Consider the following 17,024-nt stretch of genomic DNA (forward strand, 5'->3'; position numbering starts at 1 on the left):
TCATGCACGCGCCTCCGCGGTCGCCGTCTGTGCTGTCAGTTCCCGGGCCCGGGCCCGGGCCCAGGTCTCCGCTTCGAGTACGTCCGGCACGGTGAGCGAAGTTCCCGTCCGACCCGTACGGGGTGTGCCGTGTTCCTCGACGACCCGGGTGACGGTCTCCATGATCCCGTTGAAGGGCAGCAGACCGCTCCGGAACGCCTCGACGCATTCCTCGTTGGCCGCATTGAACACCGCCGGCGCGGTGCCCGCGAGCTCACCGACGTGCCGGGCGAGGTTCACGGAGGGGAAGGCCTCGTTGTCCAGTGGGAAGAACTCCCAGGTGGAGGCCTTGCTCCAGTCGAAGGCGGGGGCCGCGTCCGGGACCCGTTCGGGCCAGCCGAGACCGATGGCGATCGGCCCCCGCATGTCGGGGGGCGTCGCCTGCGCGATCGTGGATCCGTCCGTGAACTCGACCATCGAGTGGACATACGACTGCGGGTGCACGACCACCTCAATCCGATCGAAGGGAATGTCGTAGAGGAGGTGTGCCTCGATGACTTCCAGTCCCTTGTTGACCAGGGTGGCGGAGTTGATCGTGATGACCGGCCCCATCGCCCAGGTGGGGTGGGCGAGCGCTTCGTCGACGGTCACCCGGGCCAGGTCGGCCTTGGTCCGGCCCCGGAAGGGCCCCCCGGAGGCGGTGACGACCAGTTTGCGGACGTCGGCCCGGGTCCCCGCCGCCAGCGCCTGGAAGAGAGCCGCGTGCTCGGAGTCGACCGGGATGATCTGGCCGGGCTTGGCCAGCGCCTTGACCAGCGGGCCCCCGACGATCAGCGACTCCTTGTTGGCGAGCGCGAGGGTGCGGCCCGCCTCCAGGGCGGCGAGGGTGGGCGCGAGGCCGATGGAGCCGGTGATGCCGTTGAGGACGGTGTGGCAGTCGGAGGCGGCTACCCAGGTGGCCGCCTCCGGTCCGGCGAGGATCTCGGGGAGCGCCTCGCCGGCGCCGTAGAGACCGGTCAGGGCCTCGCGCAGTGCCGGTACGACGTCCTCTCGGGCGACCGCGACGGTCCGTACCCGCAGCCGGTGCGCCTGCTCGGCGAGGAGGGCGACCCGGCCGCCGTTGGCGGAGAGCGCGGTGACCCGGAAGCGGTCGGGGTTGCGCAGGACGAGGTCGATGGCCTGGGTGCCGATGGATCCGGTGGAGCCGAGGATCACCACGTCCTTGGGGCCGTCGCCCGCGAGCGGGTCGTACACGAGGTGCGGATCGGCGAGGGGGGCCGGACTGGCAGGACTGTCGGTCATCCCCCCATTGTTGCCGCAACCGGCGGCCCGGAGGACAGCGCGTCCCTCACGCGGGTGCCTTATCAGTTCTTGGCGCCGTATGAAGCGGAATTCCCCTTGTGAGGTTCACGTGAAGATCATGTGATAACACTTCTGTCGGGTCGGCGACGGGCCGACCCGACCGGAAGACATCCTGGGGGGATCTCTCCATGCGTACTGTGCGCATACGTGCTGCCCTGCCCGCGCTCGCGGGCGCCGCGCTGCTCACCGGCACCCTGCTCAGCACCCCGGCGCAGGCCGCCGGCGGCGTGACCATCTACCACGTCTGGTTCGACAGCCCGGGCAGCGACAACCGCTCCAACACGAGCCTCAACGCCGAGTGGGTGCAGATCAAGAACACCGGCGGCTCGGCCGTCTCCATCAAGGGCTGGGTCCTGAAGGACACCTCGAACCACCGCTACGTCTTCGAGAACATCAAGATCGGCGCCCACAAGACGATGAAGGTGCACACCGGCCGGGGGACGGACACCGCGTCGGACAAGTTCCAGAACCGCCGCGCCTACGTGTGGAACAACACCAGCGACACGGCGACGCTGACCAAGGCGACCGGCACCAAGGTCGACTCCTGCTCCTGGACGACGCGGGATCCGAGCGACAAGTACTGCTGAATCGCTACTTCAGCGGGCGGCGGACGTTCTCCCGGGTGGCCGGACCAGGCGTCGCGTCGGCGATCCACGGGCCCTCGCCCGACGGGTCGACGATCCCCCGCTCCAGCCACTCGTAGGAGCCGCCGAGCACCCCCTTGACGACCTTGCGGTCCAGGTCGTCGGTGTTCGACCACAGGCGGGTGAACAGCTCGTCGACGCGGACCCGGGCCTGTCGGCAGAACGCGTCGGCGAGCTGGTAGGCCTCGCGGCCGTGGTCGCCCTGGCGGCGCAGCAGTTCGGCACGCACACAGGCCGCGCTCATCGCGAACAGCTCGGCGCCGATGTCCACGATCCGGCCCAGGAAGCCCTGCTTGGTCTCCATCCGGCCCTGCCAGCGGGACATGGCGTAGAAGGTGGACCGGGCGAGCTTGCGGGCGTGCCGCTCGACGTAGCGCAGATGCGGGGAGAGGTCCACGCCGTGCTTGAAGTCGGCGTACGACGTGGGGAGCTGACCCGGACCCGCGACCAGCTTCGGCAGCCACTTGGCGTAGAAGACGCCCGCGTTGGCGCCCGCCTTCGCCTTGTCCTGGAGGGACTTGTCGGGGTCGATGAGGTCGCCGGCGACCGAGAGGTGGGCGTCGACGGCCTCGCGCGCGATCAGCAGGTGCATGATCTCCGTGGAGCCCTCGAAGATGCGGTTGATGCGCAGGTCGCGCAGGAGCTGTTCGGCGGGGACGGCACGTTCCCCGCGCGCCGCGAGGGACTCCGCCGTCTCGAAGCCGCGGCCGCCGCGGATCTGGACCAGCTCGTCAGCCATCAGGCAGCCCATCTCGGAGCCGTAGAGCTTGGCGAGGGCGGCCTCGATACGGATGTCGTTGCGGTTCTCGTCGGCCATCTGGGAGGACAGGTCGACGACCGCCTCCAAGGCGAAGGTGGTCGCCGCGATGAAGCTGATCTTGGAGCCGACCGCCTCGTGCAGCGCGACGGGCTTGCCCCACTGCTCGCGGACGGCCGACCACTCGCGGGCGATCTTCAGACACCACTTGCCGGCGCCCACGCACATCGCGGGCAGGGAGAGCCGGCCGGTGTTGAGGGTGGTGAGGGCGATCTTGAGGCCCGCGCCCTCGGGGCCGATGCGGTTGGCGGCCGGGACCCGGACCCGGTGGAAGCGGGTCACGCCGTTCTCGAGGCCGCGCAGGCCCATGAAGGCGTTGCGGTTCTCGACGGTGACGCCCTCGGAGCCGGCCTCGACCACGAAGGCCGTGATGCCGCCCTTGCCGTCCGCGGACTTGGGGACGCGCGCCATGACCACGAGCAGGTCGGCGACCACCCCGTTGGTGGTCCACAGCTTCACCCCGTCGAGGACGTAGTCGTCCCCGTCCCGTACGGCGGTGGTGGCCAGGCGGGCCGGGTCCGAGCCGACGTCCGGCTCGGTGAGCAGGAACGCGGAGATGTCGGTGCGGGCGCAGCGGGGCAGGAAGGCGTCCTTCTGCTCCTGGGTGCCGAAGATCTTCAGCGGCTGGGGTACGCCGATCGACTGGTGGGCGGAGAGCAGCGCGCCGACCGCCGGGTTCGCGGAGCCGACCAGGGCGAGGGCCTTGTTGTAGTAGACCTGGGTCAGGCCGAGGCCGCCGTACTTGGTGTCGATCTTCATGCCGAGGGCGCCGATCTCCTTGAGGCCGGAGACGACCTCGTCGGGGATGCGGGCCTCGCGCTCGATGCGGGCCGAGTCGATCTTCGTCTCGCAGAACTCGCGCAGCCGTGCGAGGAATTCCTCGCCGCGGCGCACGTCCTCGTCCGCGGGGAGCGGATGCGGGTGGATGAGGTCGAGCCGGAAGCGCCCGAGGAACAGTTCCTTGGCGAAGCTGGGCTTGCGCCAGTCCTGTTCCCGGGCGGCCTCCGCCACCTGACGGGCTTCCCGCTCGGTGACGGTGGGTTTCTTGGTGGTGGGGGCGGACATTGGGGCTCACCTCGCCACGAAAGGGAGTGTTGCGGACTGTTCGGTACCGACCAGTGCTACTGGATCGTTGGTACCCGAAACGGGCCGCCCCCACCAGTCCTCGCGGTCCGATCGGGTCACCCGGGCCGACCGTCCCCCGAGGGCGTGTCAGCCGATGTCGACGGAGTACGACCCGGTGTCCAGGCGGCCCGAGCCCTTGAAGACCTCGCTGCCGGACTCGATGCCGGAGACGTACTTGTCCTCGCTCAGCAGCTTGCGGCGGACCAGGGCCTGGGTGAAGTCGTCGAGGTTCAGCGTGGCGCTGGTGGTGTTGGCGCGGCGGACGAAGGAGTAGACGTGCCAGCCGATGTCGCCCTGGTAGATGTCCCACATCGCCCCGCCCAGGCTGACGCTGCCGTACTTGGTGCCCAGCGGGCCCGCGCCGCCCTGGCGGTTGAGCCAGATCATGATCTCGTCGGTGGGCTGGTCCTGCCAGTCCGCGGTGCTCTTGGCGTGCAGCCAGAGGTCGTAGGCCACGTTCAGGGTGCCGGGGTCGGAGCTGAGGGCGAAGCTCCACTTGGCGGTGACCTTCTTGCGGTCGCCGACCCGGATCGGCAGCCCGGTGGACGCCTTGTCGGTCTTCCAGCCCCAGTGCCAGCCGAGGACGGTACTGGCGTACGACTTGACGTCCGAGTCGGTGCCCTTGCTGTTGTTCGCCCAGGTGTACGACGTCCCCCAGGAGATCGTCGAGCCCGACCGGGAGTTGTCCCAGACGCACTGGCTGCCGGTGCCCCTGTCCTGACCCCAGAGGTTGTTGTTCAGGTAGTACTTGCCGAGCGTGACGGTGTCGAAGGCGGTGCACTTCCTGCTCGACTCGCCGGCCTGCGCCACGGTGACGCCCGCGGCGGCCGCAAGCGCGACCGAGGCGGCCAGCAGCGACTTCGCCGTAGTGGACAGGCGCGGTCTGCGGTGTTGCATCGAGGGGTCCTTCCAGGGGACGGTTCGGGGTACGACCCGTCTGACGGCCGTACGACCTCCTTGTGACCGCCGCCCCTCCGAAAGGTTGCCGAAGGCGTGCCGTCAATTAACTGTCGAAGCGCTTCGACACCCTATGGACACCCACCCCCACTGAAGCTACTGTCGAACCACCCTCACTCACCCTTGTCAGCAATGCGCACTGTCGAAGCGCTTCACAAAACTTGGAGAGCTGGATGGTCACCCTCGCCGAGGTCGCCCAGCACGCCGGAGTCTCGGCGAGCACGGTGAGCTATGTCCTCAGCGGCAAGCGGTCCATCTCCACCACCACCCGGCAGCGGGTCGAGCAGAGCATCCGGGAGCTGGGCTACCACCCGAACGCCGGCGCCCGTGCCCTGGCCAGCAGCCGGTCGAACATCATCGCGCTGATGATCCCGCTGCGCACGGACATGTACGTGCCGGTGATGATGGAGATCGCGATCGCCGTGGCCACCACGGCCCGCGCGCACGGCTACGACGTCCTGCTGCTCACCGGCGAGGAGGGGCCGGACGCGGTACGCCGGGTCACCGGCAGCGGGCTGGCGGACGCGATGATCCTGATGGACGTGGAACTGGAGGACGAACGGCTGCCGCTGCTCCGGGGGACCGACCAGCCCACCGTGCTCATCGGTCTGCCCGCCTCCACCACCGGGCTGACCTGCGTCGATCTCGACTTCGGGGCGACCGGCGCGCTGTGCGTGGAGCACCTCGCGAAGCTCGGCCACCACGACATCGCTGTCATCGGCGAGGCGCCGGCGGTCTACGAGCGGCACACCGGCTTCGCCGAACGCACCCTCGACGGACTGCGGTCCCGGGCCCGGGAGTTGGGGCTGCGGGTGCTGCACCGGCCGTGCGAGGGCGGGTACGACGCGATGACCGTCACCCTGGCCCGGATCTTCGACGAGCGCCCGGGCACCACGGGCTTCGTCGTCCAGAACGAGTCCGCGGTGGAGCCGCTGCTCGCGCTGCTGCGCCAGCAGGGCCGGGCCGTGCCCGAGGACGTGTCGGTGGTCGCGATCTGCCCGGACCAGGTCGCCGTCCAGGCCTCGGTGCGGCTGACGTCCGTCGCCATCCCCGCCCAGGAGATGGGCCGGCACGCCGTGGAGCACCTGGTCGCCAAGCTGGACGGCCGGGGCGGTGACGAAGTCGTGCTGATCGCGCCCGAGTTGACGGTGCGGGCGAGCACGGGCCCGGCGCCGGCCTGACGCTCCGGCACCGCTCACCCGCCTCTACCTGGGCATCCCATGCCTGTGCTCCTTCAGGAGCACGCCTCTTGAACCCTCCCCCTGTGGGAACAGAGGGATTCCTGGCTCACGCCGCTCGGCCGCTCAGCGAACGACCGGGTCTTACGCGATCAGCACCAGCCGGGTTGGAACCAGCCCGGTTGTCCCGAAAGACAAGGAGGTTGCGCGTGCTTGGTTCTCGCTACGCACGTTGCGTAGCTTACCCGATCGCCTGGGTGACGGTCCGCGACATCATCGGAGGCTGCCAGTGAATCAGTCCGCCGAAGCGCAGCCCAAGGTGAGCCTCGCGCAGTCCTCCCCCACCGTCGGCACGTTCCGTGAGCGGGACGGTGCCCTGGAGTGGAGCGGGCGCCAGGAGACGCTGCGGATCGAGCCATGGGGGCCGGACGCGGTCCGGGTGCGTGCCCGGCTCGGCGGTCCGGTCCTCGACGACCTGCCGGGCGCCCTGCTCGACGAGCCGCCGGCCACCGGGTCGACCGTCGAGATCGTCGACGGTGAAGGCCGGCTGACGGTCGGCGGCCTGACCGTCGAGGTGTCCGCCGAGGGCCTGGTCCGGTTCCTGCGCACCGACGACCTCTCGGAGATCCTGGCCGAGCAGCGCGCCCACTTCTGGTGGCCCGGCTCGCGTCTCTACACCGCCGTCGGCAACGGCCACCACCGGCTGGAGCAGCGGTTCGCCGCCTACGAGGGCGAGCGGCTGTACGGCCTGGGCCAGCACCAGCACGGCCGCCTCGACCAGAAGGGCCTGGTCCTCGACCTGGTCCAGCGCAACGCCGAGGTCTCGGTCCCGGTCCTGGTCTCCAGCCGCGGCTACACCCTCCTGTGGAACAACCCCGCGATCGGCCGCGTCGAACTGGCCGGCAACGGCACCCGCTGGGTGGCCGACTCGGCCCGCCAGCTCGACTACTGGATCACCGCCGGCGATCCCGCCGACGGCCAGCGCAACTACAGCGCGGTGACCGGCCGTTCGCCGATGCTGCCGGAATGGGCGGCGGGCTTCTGGCAGTGCAAGCTGCGCTACCGCACCCAGGACGAGCTCCTCGCCGTGGCCCGTGAGTACAAGCGGCGCGGGCTGCCCCTCTCCGCGATCGTCTGCGACTTCTTCCACTGGACCCACCTCGGCGACTGGAAGTTCGACCCGAAGGAATGGCCCGACCCGGCCGCGATGGTCCGCGAACTGGCCGAGCTGGGCGTCAAGCTGGTGGTGAGCGTGTGGCCGTCGGTGTCCCCGCTGTCCGAGAACCACCCGGTGATGGAGCAGCGCGGGTACTTCATCGGCACCCAGTACGGCCCGATGGCGCACGCCGACTGGCCGGACAAGGAGGTGGCGTCGACCGTCCAGGTCGCCTTCTACGACGCCACCAACCCCGAGGCCCGCGCCTTCGTGTGGTCCCGGGTGAAGGAGAACTACCTCGATCCGTACGGCATCACGGCGTTCTGGCTGGACGCCTGCGAGCCCGAGCTGAAGCCCGGCTTCCAGGAGAACCTGCGCTACTGGACGGGCCCGGGTCTGGAGGTCGGCAACAGCTATCCCGCCGAGAACTCCCGCACCTTCCACGAGGGCCTGCGGGCGCAGGGCGAGGAGGTCGTCACCCTCAACCGTTCGGCCTGGGCGGGCAGCCAGCGCTACGGCGCCGCCCTGTGGTCCGGCGACATCGGCACCGACTTCGCGACCCTGCGCCGGCAGATCGCGGCCGGCCTCAACACGGCCCTGTCCGGTATCCCCTGGTGGAACACGGACATCGGCGGCTTCCACGGCGGCGACCCGGACGATCCGGCCTACCGCGAGGTGCTGGTCCGCTGGTTCCAGTTCGGCGCGCTGTCCCCGCTGATGCGCCTGCACGGCTTCCGCGACCCGGGCATGGCGCTGGGCCCCGACATGACCGGCGGTCCCAACGAGGTGTGGTCGTACGGCGCGGAGGCCGGCGCGATCCTGGAGAAGTACCTGCGGCTGCGCGAGCGCCTCAGGCCCTACGTCCTCCAGGTCATGCGGGAGGCCCACGAGGAGGGTCTGCCGGTGCTGCGGCCGCTGTTCCTGGAGTTCCCGCAGGACCAGGCGGCCTGGACGGTCGACGACAGTTACCTGTTCGGCCGGGACCTCCTGGTGGCGCCGGTGCTGACGGCGGGCGCCACGGCCCGGACGGCGTATCTGCCGGCGGGTGCCTGGTGGACGGACGCGTGGACCGGTGAGTCGTACGAGGGCGGTACGGCGGTGACGGTGGACGCGCCGCTGGACCGTATCCCGCTGTTCCTGCGGGACGGGGCGGAACTGCCGGTCTCGGAGTAGCACCGGCAGACTTCGGTTACCGGCCGGTTAATGTCTCAACTCAGCGGTGTGGTGGGGCAGTTGGAGGGGGTAGTACGTATCCCCTCTTCCTGTCCCCCCACGAAGGGTCCCGTTGCCGTGTCCTTTGGACCGCTCTCCCTCACGCTCGCCAATCTGCTGCTCAGACCTTCCTACCGCGGCCGCCGGGCACCGGACCGGGCCTTCGACCGGCTGCTCGACGCGGCCGGGCCGGCCGACGGCGACGAGCGGTTCGCCGACGACTTCCGTCACCTGCTGCGATGTTGGTCCGGCGCCGAGCACCTCACCCCCGTCGGCTGGCTGTCGGCGCGCGGCCACATCGGCCGCCATCTCGCCAACCGGGCCCGGGTCCGCCGGCTGCTCGCCGAGCACCCCGGGATCGAGCGGGAGCCGGTCGACCGGCCGGTGTTCGTGGTGGGCCTGCCCCGCACCGCCACCACGCTCACCCACAGCGTGCTCTCCCTCTCCGCGGACCACCGCTGCCCGCTGCTCTGGGAGTTACTCACCCCCGACCTCGAACTCGACCCCATGGAACGGGAGAAGGCGATCACGACCGCCCGCCGCCTGGTCGGCGGGATCAACCTCTTCGCCCCGGGCTTCCGCCACATCCACAACCTCCGCCCGGAGGGGCCGGAGGAGTGCACCTTCACGCTGCCGCACACGGTGATGCCGCTGTCCCAGGCCGTGATCCCGGAGTACCTGCCCTGGCACGAGGGCCATGACTTCGGGGCCGACTACCGGTACCTCAAGCAGATCTACCAGGTGCTCCAGTACGGCCGCCCGCGCCGCCGCTGGGTGCTGAAGTCCCCGCTGCACCTGGAGAACCTGGACGCGCTGCGCGCGGTCTTCCCGGACGCCACGATCGTGTGGACGCACCGCGATCCGGCCACCGCCGTGGCCTCGTTCTGCAGCCTGGTCGAGCACGGGATGGCGGTCAACACCCGCCCCCTCGACCTGAACCGGATCGGCGCCACCTGGCTGGAGCTGCTCAGCCGCTCGGCCGCCCGTGGCCTGGCCGCCCGTGCGCGCATCCCTCGCGAGGCACTGGTGGACGTGCCGTACACCTGGCTGGGCGCCGAGCCGGCCGCGGGCGCCCCGAAGCTCTACGCGGCCGTCGGCGCCCGCTGGACCGAGGCCGACGCGGCCCGCCTCCCCGCGGTCGTCGCCCGCCCCAAGGGCACCCGCGTTCACAGCTACGACCTGGCCCGCTACGGCCTCAGCCGCGCGGACGTCGACACGGCCTTCGCCGACTACAACGCGCTACGCGCGGAGGTCGACCGGGCGTGACCGCGCACGGGCCGGCCCCGCGACGCGCGCGGGGCCGGCCCGGCCGGCTCAGCTGCTGCTGACGGTGAGGCTGTTGGTGGTGAAGTTCAGCCCACCGGACGAGCTGGTGATCTCGTAGCCGAACTGCACGTCACCGATGGTCACGTTGCCGAACCAGCCCTTGGTGTCCTTGATCCACTTCAGGATCGGCAGGATGTCGATCGTGCCGGAGGTGGAGTTGGAGCTCCGGATGAACGAATAGACGTTGTTCGCGCCGTTGTTGCCCTTGTAGACGGTCCAGGTGTTGCTGCCCAGGGTGAGCGTGCCCTGCGAGGTGCCGAGCGGGCCGACGGCGCCGGTCTTGTTGACCCAGAGCATGATCTCGTTGGCGTATCCGGTGTCCCAGATGTCGTACGAGGTGTTGTACGCGCCGGACGACGGGACGGTCACGTTGTAGCTGCTGGTGAGCGAGGACAGCGAGGTGATCGTCTTGTTGATCACCTTCTTGGAGTTGGGGTACGACTTGATGCCACCGGTGTTGGGGTGGTTGGCGGTGACGCCCCAGTTGGTGCCGGAGTTGGCCCAGATGCACTGGGTGCCGGCGCCGGAGCCCCAGATGTTGTTGTAGAGGGTGTAGCCGTTCAGCGTGGTGTTGCCCCACTGGTCGCAGGAGCTCCAGACGGCGGCCGAGGCGGGCGCCGAGGCGAGGCCGACGACGGCGCCGAGGGCGAGCGCGGGGGCGATCAGGGCGGTGGCGGCCCTGCGATACGTGTGTGGTGCCATGGTGTCCCTTCCATGGGTGGGGGGAGGTGCGGGTGGCTACCACGTCCCCAGGGTGAGGACGTGGTCTTCTCCGGCGACGAGGTCGAGCGGCTGGGTGCCGGAGGAAGTCCACAGGTCGATACGGAGCGTCCGGTGCGGCTTCAGGACGGCTCGCGCACCGCCGGGGGTCCAGGAAAGGTCGAGTTCGGCTCCGAACCGGGTGCGGATTCCGGTCAGCCGCCCTCGGCCGAGGGCGGTCGGGGGTGCGGGGAGCAGGACCAGCCGGTCCGGGGTCGACTGGACGAGGGCCTCGATCAGGACGGCGGGCAGGGTGTGCGCGGCGTCGGCGTTGTAGACGTCGCGGTTCGGGTAGTGGGCGCTCATCAGGGAGGCGTGGAAGAAGTCGCCGTCCAGGACCTGGCCGAGGGCGGCGGCGACCCGTTCGCCGTCCCGCAGCCGGGCGGCGACGAGTGCGTGGTGGAGGTGTCCGTGCGCCGAGTCGTTCTCGGCTCCGCGCAGTTCGAGCGCACGGTGGGCGGCGGCCGCCAGTTCCGGGGTGTCGTAGGGCGTGATCTCGTCGAGCGGCCAGACGCCGTAGAGGTGGCTGAGGTGGCGGTGGTCGTAGGTGTCCCGCAGGCCGGGCCAGGCCCATTCGGCGAGGGCGCCGTCGGCGTTGATCCGGTGCGGGGGGAGCCGATCCGCGAGGGCGCGCCAGCGGCCGGCGTCCGGTCCCGGGTGGTAGTCGGCGGCCGTGCGCAGGGCGTGCCGGGCGGCCGAGAGGTCCATCGCCGCGTTGACCGCACCCCAACTGCCGTTGGCCGGCCGGTTCTCGGGCGAGTAGGACGGCACGATCACCAGGTGGCCGTCGGCGTCGGTCCGGGTGAGGAGGTCCTCGTAGAAGGCGGCGACCTGGGCGAGCAGCGCGGCCGTACGCGGATCGCGCGCGCCGCGGATCTCGTCGTGGTCGACGAGCGGCTTGAGCAGCCAGTCGGCGCCCGCCGTCCACAGGTGCAGCGGGTACTCGCGGCTGAAGTGGTACGAGAGCCCCGACTCGCCGTCGGTGTGCGCGGGTGCGACCACGCCCCGGGCACCGAAGACCGTACGGGCGTTCTCCCGCCAGTCAGCTTGCTGACGCTGGATCAGAGACCGCAGGGCGTCAGTGACTTCGGGGAGTGCGGCGACGCCCGCGGAGGCCGTCTGGAGGTTGAGGTTGGCGTCGTTGGTGAAGGCGCCGGACCAGGCGGTGTCCCACTCGCCGGTCCACAGTCCGGTCAGGCGGGGCGGGTTGAGGCCGGAGGAGGAGAGCAGGTGGTAGCGGCCGGCGGCGAAGAGCCGCTCCAGGAGAGCGGCACTGCGGGTGCGCTTGAGCAACTCGGTGCCGGACAGGGCTCGTTCGGCGGGATCTGCGGCCAGGTCGAGAGTGACCCGGGTGTAGGCGGTGCGGTGCGGTTCGAGATGCCGGGCGAGCAGGGTGTCGTACGACGGCGCGCCCTCGAGGATCTCGCGCAGCTCGCGCGCCTCGGCGGTCACGTCGAGTTCGCCGGTGTGGCGGCGGACCCGGGTGAGGAGGAGGACGGAGTCGGCGCAGGCGACGCGGACGCCGGGCGGGACGAGCTCGGTACTGCCGCCGGTGACGGCGACGAGGGTGACACCGGTGTAGGCGCGGTCGCTGCCGGGGTAGCGGGCGCGGAGGCTGAGCAGGGCGCCCTCGGGGGTGCGCAGAGCGCTGTGTCCGATGCCCAGGCCGGGCGGCGCGCCGGGGAGCCGGTGGTCGAGGGCGATGCCGAGGTGGCCGGTGCCGACCTGCTGCACGATCACGTCGTCGGCGCGGGAGACGAAGAGGCGGCTGGTCCAGTCGGCGGTGGTGGCGACGACCTCGCCGGTACTGAAGTCGACGGTCCGGCGATAGCCGTCCGCCCGGGCCTCCGGCCTGCGCAGCCGTATCCGGAAGGCCGGGTGGAAGGGCTGGACCCACTGGAGAGGGCGGCCGTCGGTGAAGCTCTCGGCGGCCCGGAGGTCGCCCGCGAGCAACCGGTCCTGCACGCCGGCGAGTTCGGCGGCCAGGTGTGGCGGGCGGGCGTGTTCGCCGCCGTTCGGGCGGACGAGGGTGTGCTGGGTGACGATGACACGGTCGTCGTTCGGATCACCGAACACCAGGGCGCCGTGGTGGCCGTTGCCGCTCAGGAAGGCGTCCTCCCAACGGGCGGCCGGGGCGGGCTCCCAGGTGCCGTGCACGGGTCCGGTGGTGGTCATGGCTTGAGCACCGCCACTCCGTAGCGGTCGAGGGTGACCGCGTCGGTGACGGCCGCACCGGTCAGCAAGTCCCGGTGTGTGCCCGGGACTTGCACCTTCACCGCCTCGCGCCCGTGGTTGAACAGGAACAGCAGCTCACCCCGGCGCACCGCCTCCACCCCCGTCGGCAGCCCGTCGAGCACCGGACGGACCCCCGCCCCCGCGGCGATCCCCCCGACCAGCTCCCGGAGCGCCTCCGGCTCGGGGAGCGTGGAGAGGTACCAGGCGCGCCCGTTGCGCAGCACCGCGGGCAGCCCGTCGAGTTCCCCGCCCCGGTACGGCACGGCCTCGGAGACCCCGGGAGCGGCCTCGATCTCCTCCGACCACAGGATCCCCCGGAAGCCCTCGCACCCGACGCTCTCCCCCGCGTCCAGCGGCCACCACTCGTGCAGGGTGCGGATGCCGAACAGCTCGCGCAGCCGGGCGTCCATGCCGCCGGGGCGGATCCGGTCGTCCTCGTCGGCGACGCCGGTCAGGAAGCCGCTGACCAGGGTGCCACCGCCCCGGACGTAGCCGAGGAGGTTGTCGATGGCGGTGTCGGTGAGGAGGTACAGCTGGGGCACGACCACCAGCTTGTAGGCGGACAGGTCGTGTTCGGGGTGGGCGAAGTCGGTGGTGAGGTTCGCCTCCCAGAGGGCGCGATGCCAGGCGTGCAGTACGTCGGGGAGGTCCACCTCGGCGGAGAGCCGGCCTTCGTGGGCGCCGGCCCACCAGGAGTGCCAGTCGTGGAGGACCGCGACGTCCGCGGCGAGGTGACTGCCGATCACCTCGTCGCCGAGGGCGGCGAGATCGGCGCCGAGGCGCTTGACCTCCTGGTACGTACGGCCCTCCTCCCCCGCGTGGCTGACCATCCCCGAGTGGAACTTCTCCGCGCCCTGCCGGGACTGCCGCCACTGGAAGTAGCAGACGGCGTCCGCGCCCCGGGCGACGGCCTGGAGGGACCACTGACGGTTGAGGCCCCGGGGTTTGGGGTGGTTGACCCCGCGCCAGTTGACCGGCCCGGCGGCCTGCTCCATCAGCATCCAGGGGCCGCGCGCCTGGGAGCGGGTGAGGTCGTGGACGAGCGCGCCGTGCTGCGCGCCCAGCGGATCGCGCGGGTCGGGATAGAGGTCGACGGAGACGACGTCCTCCTCCGCCGCCCAGCGCCAGGCGTCCTGGCCGATCCACAGCGGCATGAAGTTGGTGGTCACCGGGATGTGCGGGGTGTGCCGGGCGACGATGTCCCGTTCGGCCGCGTAGCACTCCAGGAGCATGTCGGAGGTGAACCGGTGGAAGTCCAGCACCTGGGTGGGGTTCTTCATGTAGTGGGCGTGGCGCGGCGGCAGGATGCCGTCCCAGGTGTCGTACCCCTGGCTCCAGAAGGCCGTGCCCCAGGCGGAGTTGAGGGCGTCGAGGGTGCCGTAGCGCTCGCGCAGCCAGCGGCGGAAGGCGGCGGCCGCCTCGTCGCCGTAGTCGAAGGTGCAGTACTCGTTGTTGATGTGCCACAGGGTGAGGGCCGGGTGGTCGCCGTAGCGGGCGGCGAGGTCCTCGGTGATGGCGGCGGCGTAGCGGCGGTAGGTGGCGCTGGAGTGCGAGAAGTGCTGGCGGCCGCCCCACCACTCGGTGCGGCCGTCCGCGTCCCGGGGCAGGGTGTCCGGGTGCAGCCGGCCCAGCCACGGCGGCGGCGCGGAGGTCGGGGTGGCGAGGACGACTCCGATGCCGTTGCCGTGCATCAGGTCCATGAGCCGGTCCAGCCAGCCGAAGTCGCGCTCCCCCGGCTGGGGTTCGAGCTTCGCCCAGGAGAAGACGCCCATGGTCACGGAGTTGACGCCGGCGGCCTTCATCAGCCGGACGTCCTCGTGCCAGGTCTCTTCGGGCCACTGCTCGGGGTTGTAGTCGCCGCCGAAGAGGATGCGGCCGCGGGTGGCGTCGGAGAGGTTCGGCATCAGACGGGCTCCCCGTACTGGATGCCGCGCCCGTTGGTGGCGAGGTAGACCCGGCCGTACACGCGCGGGTCGCCGGTGATCGCCTGTCCGGTCCAGCCCCACTGGTGCCGGTCGTCGTTGATACGCGTCCAGGTCGCGGCCTCGTCGTCGGAGCGGTGGACGGCGGTGACGGTCTCCGTGGAGCCGACGAGGTAGATCGCCGGGTAGTCGGCGCCGTCGGCGGCCCTGCCGAAGCCGAGGGTGTAGGCGGCCCAGCAGCTGGCGACCTTGGTGAAGGTGACACCCCCATCGGTGGACCGGTACAACCCGTTCCACTTCACGCTCAGCCACAGGTCACCGGATCTGCCGGGAGCCGCGACCAACTGGAACTGACTGTCCCCGGCGGGCAGCCCGGTGGCACGCGCCGTGAACGTACGGCCACTGTCAGTGCTGGCTTGTAGCGTTCCTGTGTCGGTGTCGTATGCGTAGAAGAGCGTCGGGTCGGCCGGGTCGGCGACCGGCGTGGCGCCCTTCGGGAAGGAGGGGATCTCGGTCCAGGTGGCGCCGTTGTCGTCCGACCGGTGGGCGGGGTACTTCGTCCCGTCCCAGTGCACGAAGGACCACAGCAGCACGCTGCCGTCGGCGTTGGCGGCGATCGGCCCGGGTGCGTCGTGGGCGAGGGAGGGCTGGGCGGCGAAGGGCGCCCAGGTCCGGCCCCCGTCGTTCGAGAAGGCACCGTTGCCGTGGTCGCCCCAGCCGGTGCGGACCACGTACGCAGGCCTGCCCGCGGCCTGCGCGAGTCCCGTCGCCGACCCGAACACGGGGTTCGTGGCCATACCGCGGGACGGAGACGCGGTGAGCCGCTCGTGGTACAGGACGCCGATGTCCCCCGAGCCGCTCAGCAGGTGCGCCTCCCCGACCGGGGGCGACACCAGCTGCAGTACGGACGTCTCCTCCAGACCGCGGATCCGCGGGGCCCAGTGGACGAGGTCGCGGGTGCCGTAGAGGGTGGCACCGGTGCCGTAGACGACGTGCTTCGAGTCGTGCGGGTCGACGGCCACGGCCTGGATCCACCACCCGAACTTGGGCTGATCGCCGCCCCACTTCAGGAAGGGAGTCTCCGACACGTCGAAGACGGCGGTGTCCTTCAGGGACGTCCAGGTACGGCCGCCGTCGGTGGTCCGGTAGAGGGTGTCCACGGCCGCCCACCGGTTGTTCGTCGAGACGATGACGGTGCCGGGCCGGCGGGCGTCGACGGCGACCCCGCCGTAGCCGAAGATGTCGCCGCCGCCGGGGTGGACGGGGGTGACCTCGGTCCAGCGGCCGGTGACGGTCGAGAGCTTGTGCACGCTGCCGTCGGCCTGGCCGTTGGGACCGGGCGCGTCGGCGTAGGTCACGTACAGCTCGCGCGCGTGCCGGTCGTGGGCGGCGCGGACCGGGATCTTGGCGGAGGTGCCGGTGGGTTGGCCGGGGACGGCTTCCCAGGTGGTCCCGTCGGTGGTGCGGTACAGGCTGACGGCGGTGGCGCTGCCGTCGGCGTCGCCCCAGCCCGCGTAGACGGCGCGGCCGACGGCGACGAGGAGGGTGACGCCCTGGCCGGAGGCGGCGGGGGCGGCCGGGAAACCGGCGACGGCCGCCCACGTGGCGCCGCGGTCGGTCGACCTGAGCAGTCCGTCGTGCCTCGTCCCCAGCCAGAGGGTGTCGCTGTCACGCGGGTCGACGAGGAGGCGCTCGCCCGTGCCCCGGCCGTCCTCGTTGGCGCCGAGCTTGACGGTGAGGTCGGTACGGGTCCAGGTGGCGCCGCGGTCGTCGGAGCGGAGGACCGCGCCGTTGCCGGCCCAGGACTGGGCGTAGGTGCCGAGGGCGAGGTAGAGCCGGTTCGGGTGGGCGGGGTCCACGGCGAGGGCCTCGACACCGAGGAGGTTCCAGTCGTCCCAGCCGAGGTGGTCGGTGAGGGGGGTCCAGCGGGCGGCGGGGGCGTCCCAGCGGTAGGCGCCGCCGATGTCGGTGCGGGCGTAGGCGAGGCCGGGGGCGGTGGGGTGGAAGAGGACGCCGGTGACGAAACCGGTACCGCCGATCACGGCGTTGCGCCAACGGTAAGTGGGGGTGGCTGCGTTGGCCGGGGTGGTGAAGGCGGGGACGGTGGTGAGGGCTGCGGTTGCCGCGGTGGCGGCGAGGACTGCTCTGCGGCTCAGGGTGGGCATGGGGAACCTTCGGTGGGCGTGGGTGGGTGGAGGTGGAGCGGGGGGTGTCGCTTACCGGCGCTGGCAGGGTGCCGCTGCGCCCACCCGTGCCGCCTGGGGGTCCCCCCAGGCCTTTCAGGCTCTGGGGGAGGCACGACTGCCCGCAGCTGAATAGCTCCGCAGCTATGAAGGACGCAGCTGGGAAGCG

Annotated in this window: 11 protein-coding genes; 4 read left to right on the forward strand and 7 right to left on the reverse strand. The window is 71.2% G+C overall.

What is annotated here, in order from left to right:
* Positions 1–1,281 carry a 1-deoxy-D-xylulose-5-phosphate reductoisomerase gene (gene dxr, locus ACGFZQ_RS18280; RefSeq protein ID WP_351747548.1) on the reverse strand — a complete coding sequence of 427 codons (1,281 nt, stop codon included), beginning with the start codon at positions 1,279–1,281 and terminating at the stop codon, positions 1–3.
* A 188-nt stretch (positions 1,282–1,469) separates the two neighbouring features.
* On the opposite strand from dxr, the gene ACGFZQ_RS18285 reads away from it, so the two are divergent.
* Positions 1,470–1,928 carry a lamin tail domain-containing protein gene (locus ACGFZQ_RS18285; protein ID WP_393841232.1) on the forward strand — a complete coding sequence of 153 codons (459 nt, stop codon included), beginning with the start codon at positions 1,470–1,472 and terminating at the stop codon, positions 1,926–1,928.
* A gap of 4 nt (positions 1,929–1,932) precedes the next feature.
* Here the strand turns inward: ACGFZQ_RS18285 and ACGFZQ_RS18290 are convergent, their stop codons facing one another.
* Together ACGFZQ_RS18290 and ACGFZQ_RS18295 are read right to left on the reverse strand one after the other, a co-directional pair.
* Entirely contained in the window at positions 1,933–3,867 is a 1,935-nt protein-coding gene (locus ACGFZQ_RS18290) for an acyl-CoA dehydrogenase family protein (protein WP_393841233.1), read from the reverse strand.
* 147 nt (positions 3,868–4,014) lie between these two features.
* Positions 4,015–4,824: an endo-1,4-beta-glucanase gene (locus ACGFZQ_RS18295; RefSeq protein ID WP_393841234.1), complete on the reverse strand. Its 810-nt coding sequence runs from the start codon at positions 4,822–4,824 to the stop codon at positions 4,015–4,017.
* A 233-nt stretch (positions 4,825–5,057) separates the two neighbouring features.
* Between ACGFZQ_RS18295 and ACGFZQ_RS18300 the strand changes: the two genes are divergently transcribed.
* From ACGFZQ_RS18300 to ACGFZQ_RS18310, 3 genes are all read left to right on the forward strand, one after another.
* On the forward strand, positions 5,058–6,065 hold the full coding sequence (locus tag ACGFZQ_RS18300) for a LacI family DNA-binding transcriptional regulator (RefSeq protein WP_393841235.1): 1,008 nt from the start codon (positions 5,058–5,060) through the stop codon (positions 6,063–6,065).
* A gap of 286 nt (positions 6,066–6,351) precedes the next feature.
* A complete protein-coding gene (locus ACGFZQ_RS18305; protein ID WP_393841236.1) occupies positions 6,352–8,391 on the forward strand; it encodes a TIM-barrel domain-containing protein in 2,040 nt (679 codons plus the stop codon).
* A 117-nt stretch (positions 8,392–8,508) separates the two neighbouring features.
* Positions 8,509–9,696 carry a sulfotransferase family protein gene (locus tag ACGFZQ_RS18310; protein ID WP_393841237.1) on the forward strand — a complete coding sequence of 396 codons (1,188 nt, stop codon included), beginning with the start codon at positions 8,509–8,511 and terminating at the stop codon, positions 9,694–9,696.
* A 48-nt stretch (positions 9,697–9,744) separates the two neighbouring features.
* Here the strand turns inward: ACGFZQ_RS18310 and ACGFZQ_RS18315 are convergent, their stop codons facing one another.
* The 4 genes from ACGFZQ_RS18315 to ACGFZQ_RS18330 are packed head-to-tail and all read right to left on the reverse strand — an operon-like array spanning position 9,745 to position 16,837.
* Entirely contained in the window at positions 9,745–10,458 is a 714-nt protein-coding gene (locus ACGFZQ_RS18315; protein WP_393841238.1) for a hypothetical protein, read from the reverse strand.
* A 36-nt stretch (positions 10,459–10,494) separates the two neighbouring features.
* Positions 10,495–12,690, reverse strand: coding sequence for a glycoside hydrolase N-terminal domain-containing protein (locus tag ACGFZQ_RS18320; RefSeq protein ID WP_393841239.1), 2,196 nt, complete (start codon positions 12,688–12,690; stop codon positions 10,495–10,497).
* Positions 12,687–14,654, reverse strand: a complete 1,968-nt coding sequence (locus tag ACGFZQ_RS18325; RefSeq protein ID WP_393841240.1) for a beta-galactosidase — start codon at positions 14,652–14,654, stop codon at positions 12,687–12,689. The genes ACGFZQ_RS18320 and ACGFZQ_RS18325 overlap by 4 nt, the downstream gene beginning before the upstream one ends.
* Positions 14,654–16,837: a 1,4-beta-glucanase gene (locus ACGFZQ_RS18330; protein WP_393841241.1), complete on the reverse strand. Its 2,184-nt coding sequence runs from the start codon at positions 16,835–16,837 to the stop codon at positions 14,654–14,656. The genes ACGFZQ_RS18325 and ACGFZQ_RS18330 overlap by 1 nt, the downstream gene beginning before the upstream one ends.
* Between the last annotated feature and the right edge of the window lie 187 nt (positions 16,838–17,024).

Source organism: Streptomyces sp. NPDC048254, from assembly GCF_043201895.1.
Lineage (GTDB): Bacteria > Actinomycetota > Actinomycetes > Streptomycetales > Streptomycetaceae > Streptomyces.

What these genes read in the sequence shown, in the direction of transcription:
- dxr (WP_351747548.1), bottom strand. Translation starts at nt 1,281, where the DNA reads ATGACCGACAGTCCTGCCAGTCCGGCCCCCCTCGCCGATCCGCACCTC.
- ACGFZQ_RS18285 (WP_393841232.1), top strand. Translation starts at nt 1,470, where the DNA reads ATGCGTACTGTGCGCATACGTGCTGCCCTGCCCGCGCTCGCGGGCGCC.
- ACGFZQ_RS18290 (WP_393841233.1), bottom strand. Translation starts at nt 3,867, where the DNA reads ATGTCCGCCCCCACCACCAAGAAACCCACCGTCACCGAGCGGGAAGCC.
- ACGFZQ_RS18295 (WP_393841234.1), bottom strand. Translation starts at nt 4,824, where the DNA reads ATGCAACACCGCAGACCGCGCCTGTCCACTACGGCGAAGTCGCTGCTG.
- ACGFZQ_RS18300 (WP_393841235.1), top strand. Translation starts at nt 5,058, where the DNA reads ATGGTCACCCTCGCCGAGGTCGCCCAGCACGCCGGAGTCTCGGCGAGC.
- ACGFZQ_RS18315 (WP_393841238.1), bottom strand. Translation starts at nt 10,458, where the DNA reads ATGGCACCACACACGTATCGCAGGGCCGCCACCGCCCTGATCGCCCCC.
- ACGFZQ_RS18320 (WP_393841239.1), bottom strand. Translation starts at nt 12,690, where the DNA reads ATGACCACCACCGGACCCGTGCACGGCACCTGGGAGCCCGCCCCGGCC.
- ACGFZQ_RS18325 (WP_393841240.1), bottom strand. Translation starts at nt 14,654, where the DNA reads ATGCCGAACCTCTCCGACGCCACCCGCGGCCGCATCCTCTTCGGCGGC.
- ACGFZQ_RS18330 (WP_393841241.1), bottom strand. Translation starts at nt 16,837, where the DNA reads ATGCCCACCCTGAGCCGCAGAGCAGTCCTCGCCGCCACCGCGGCAACC.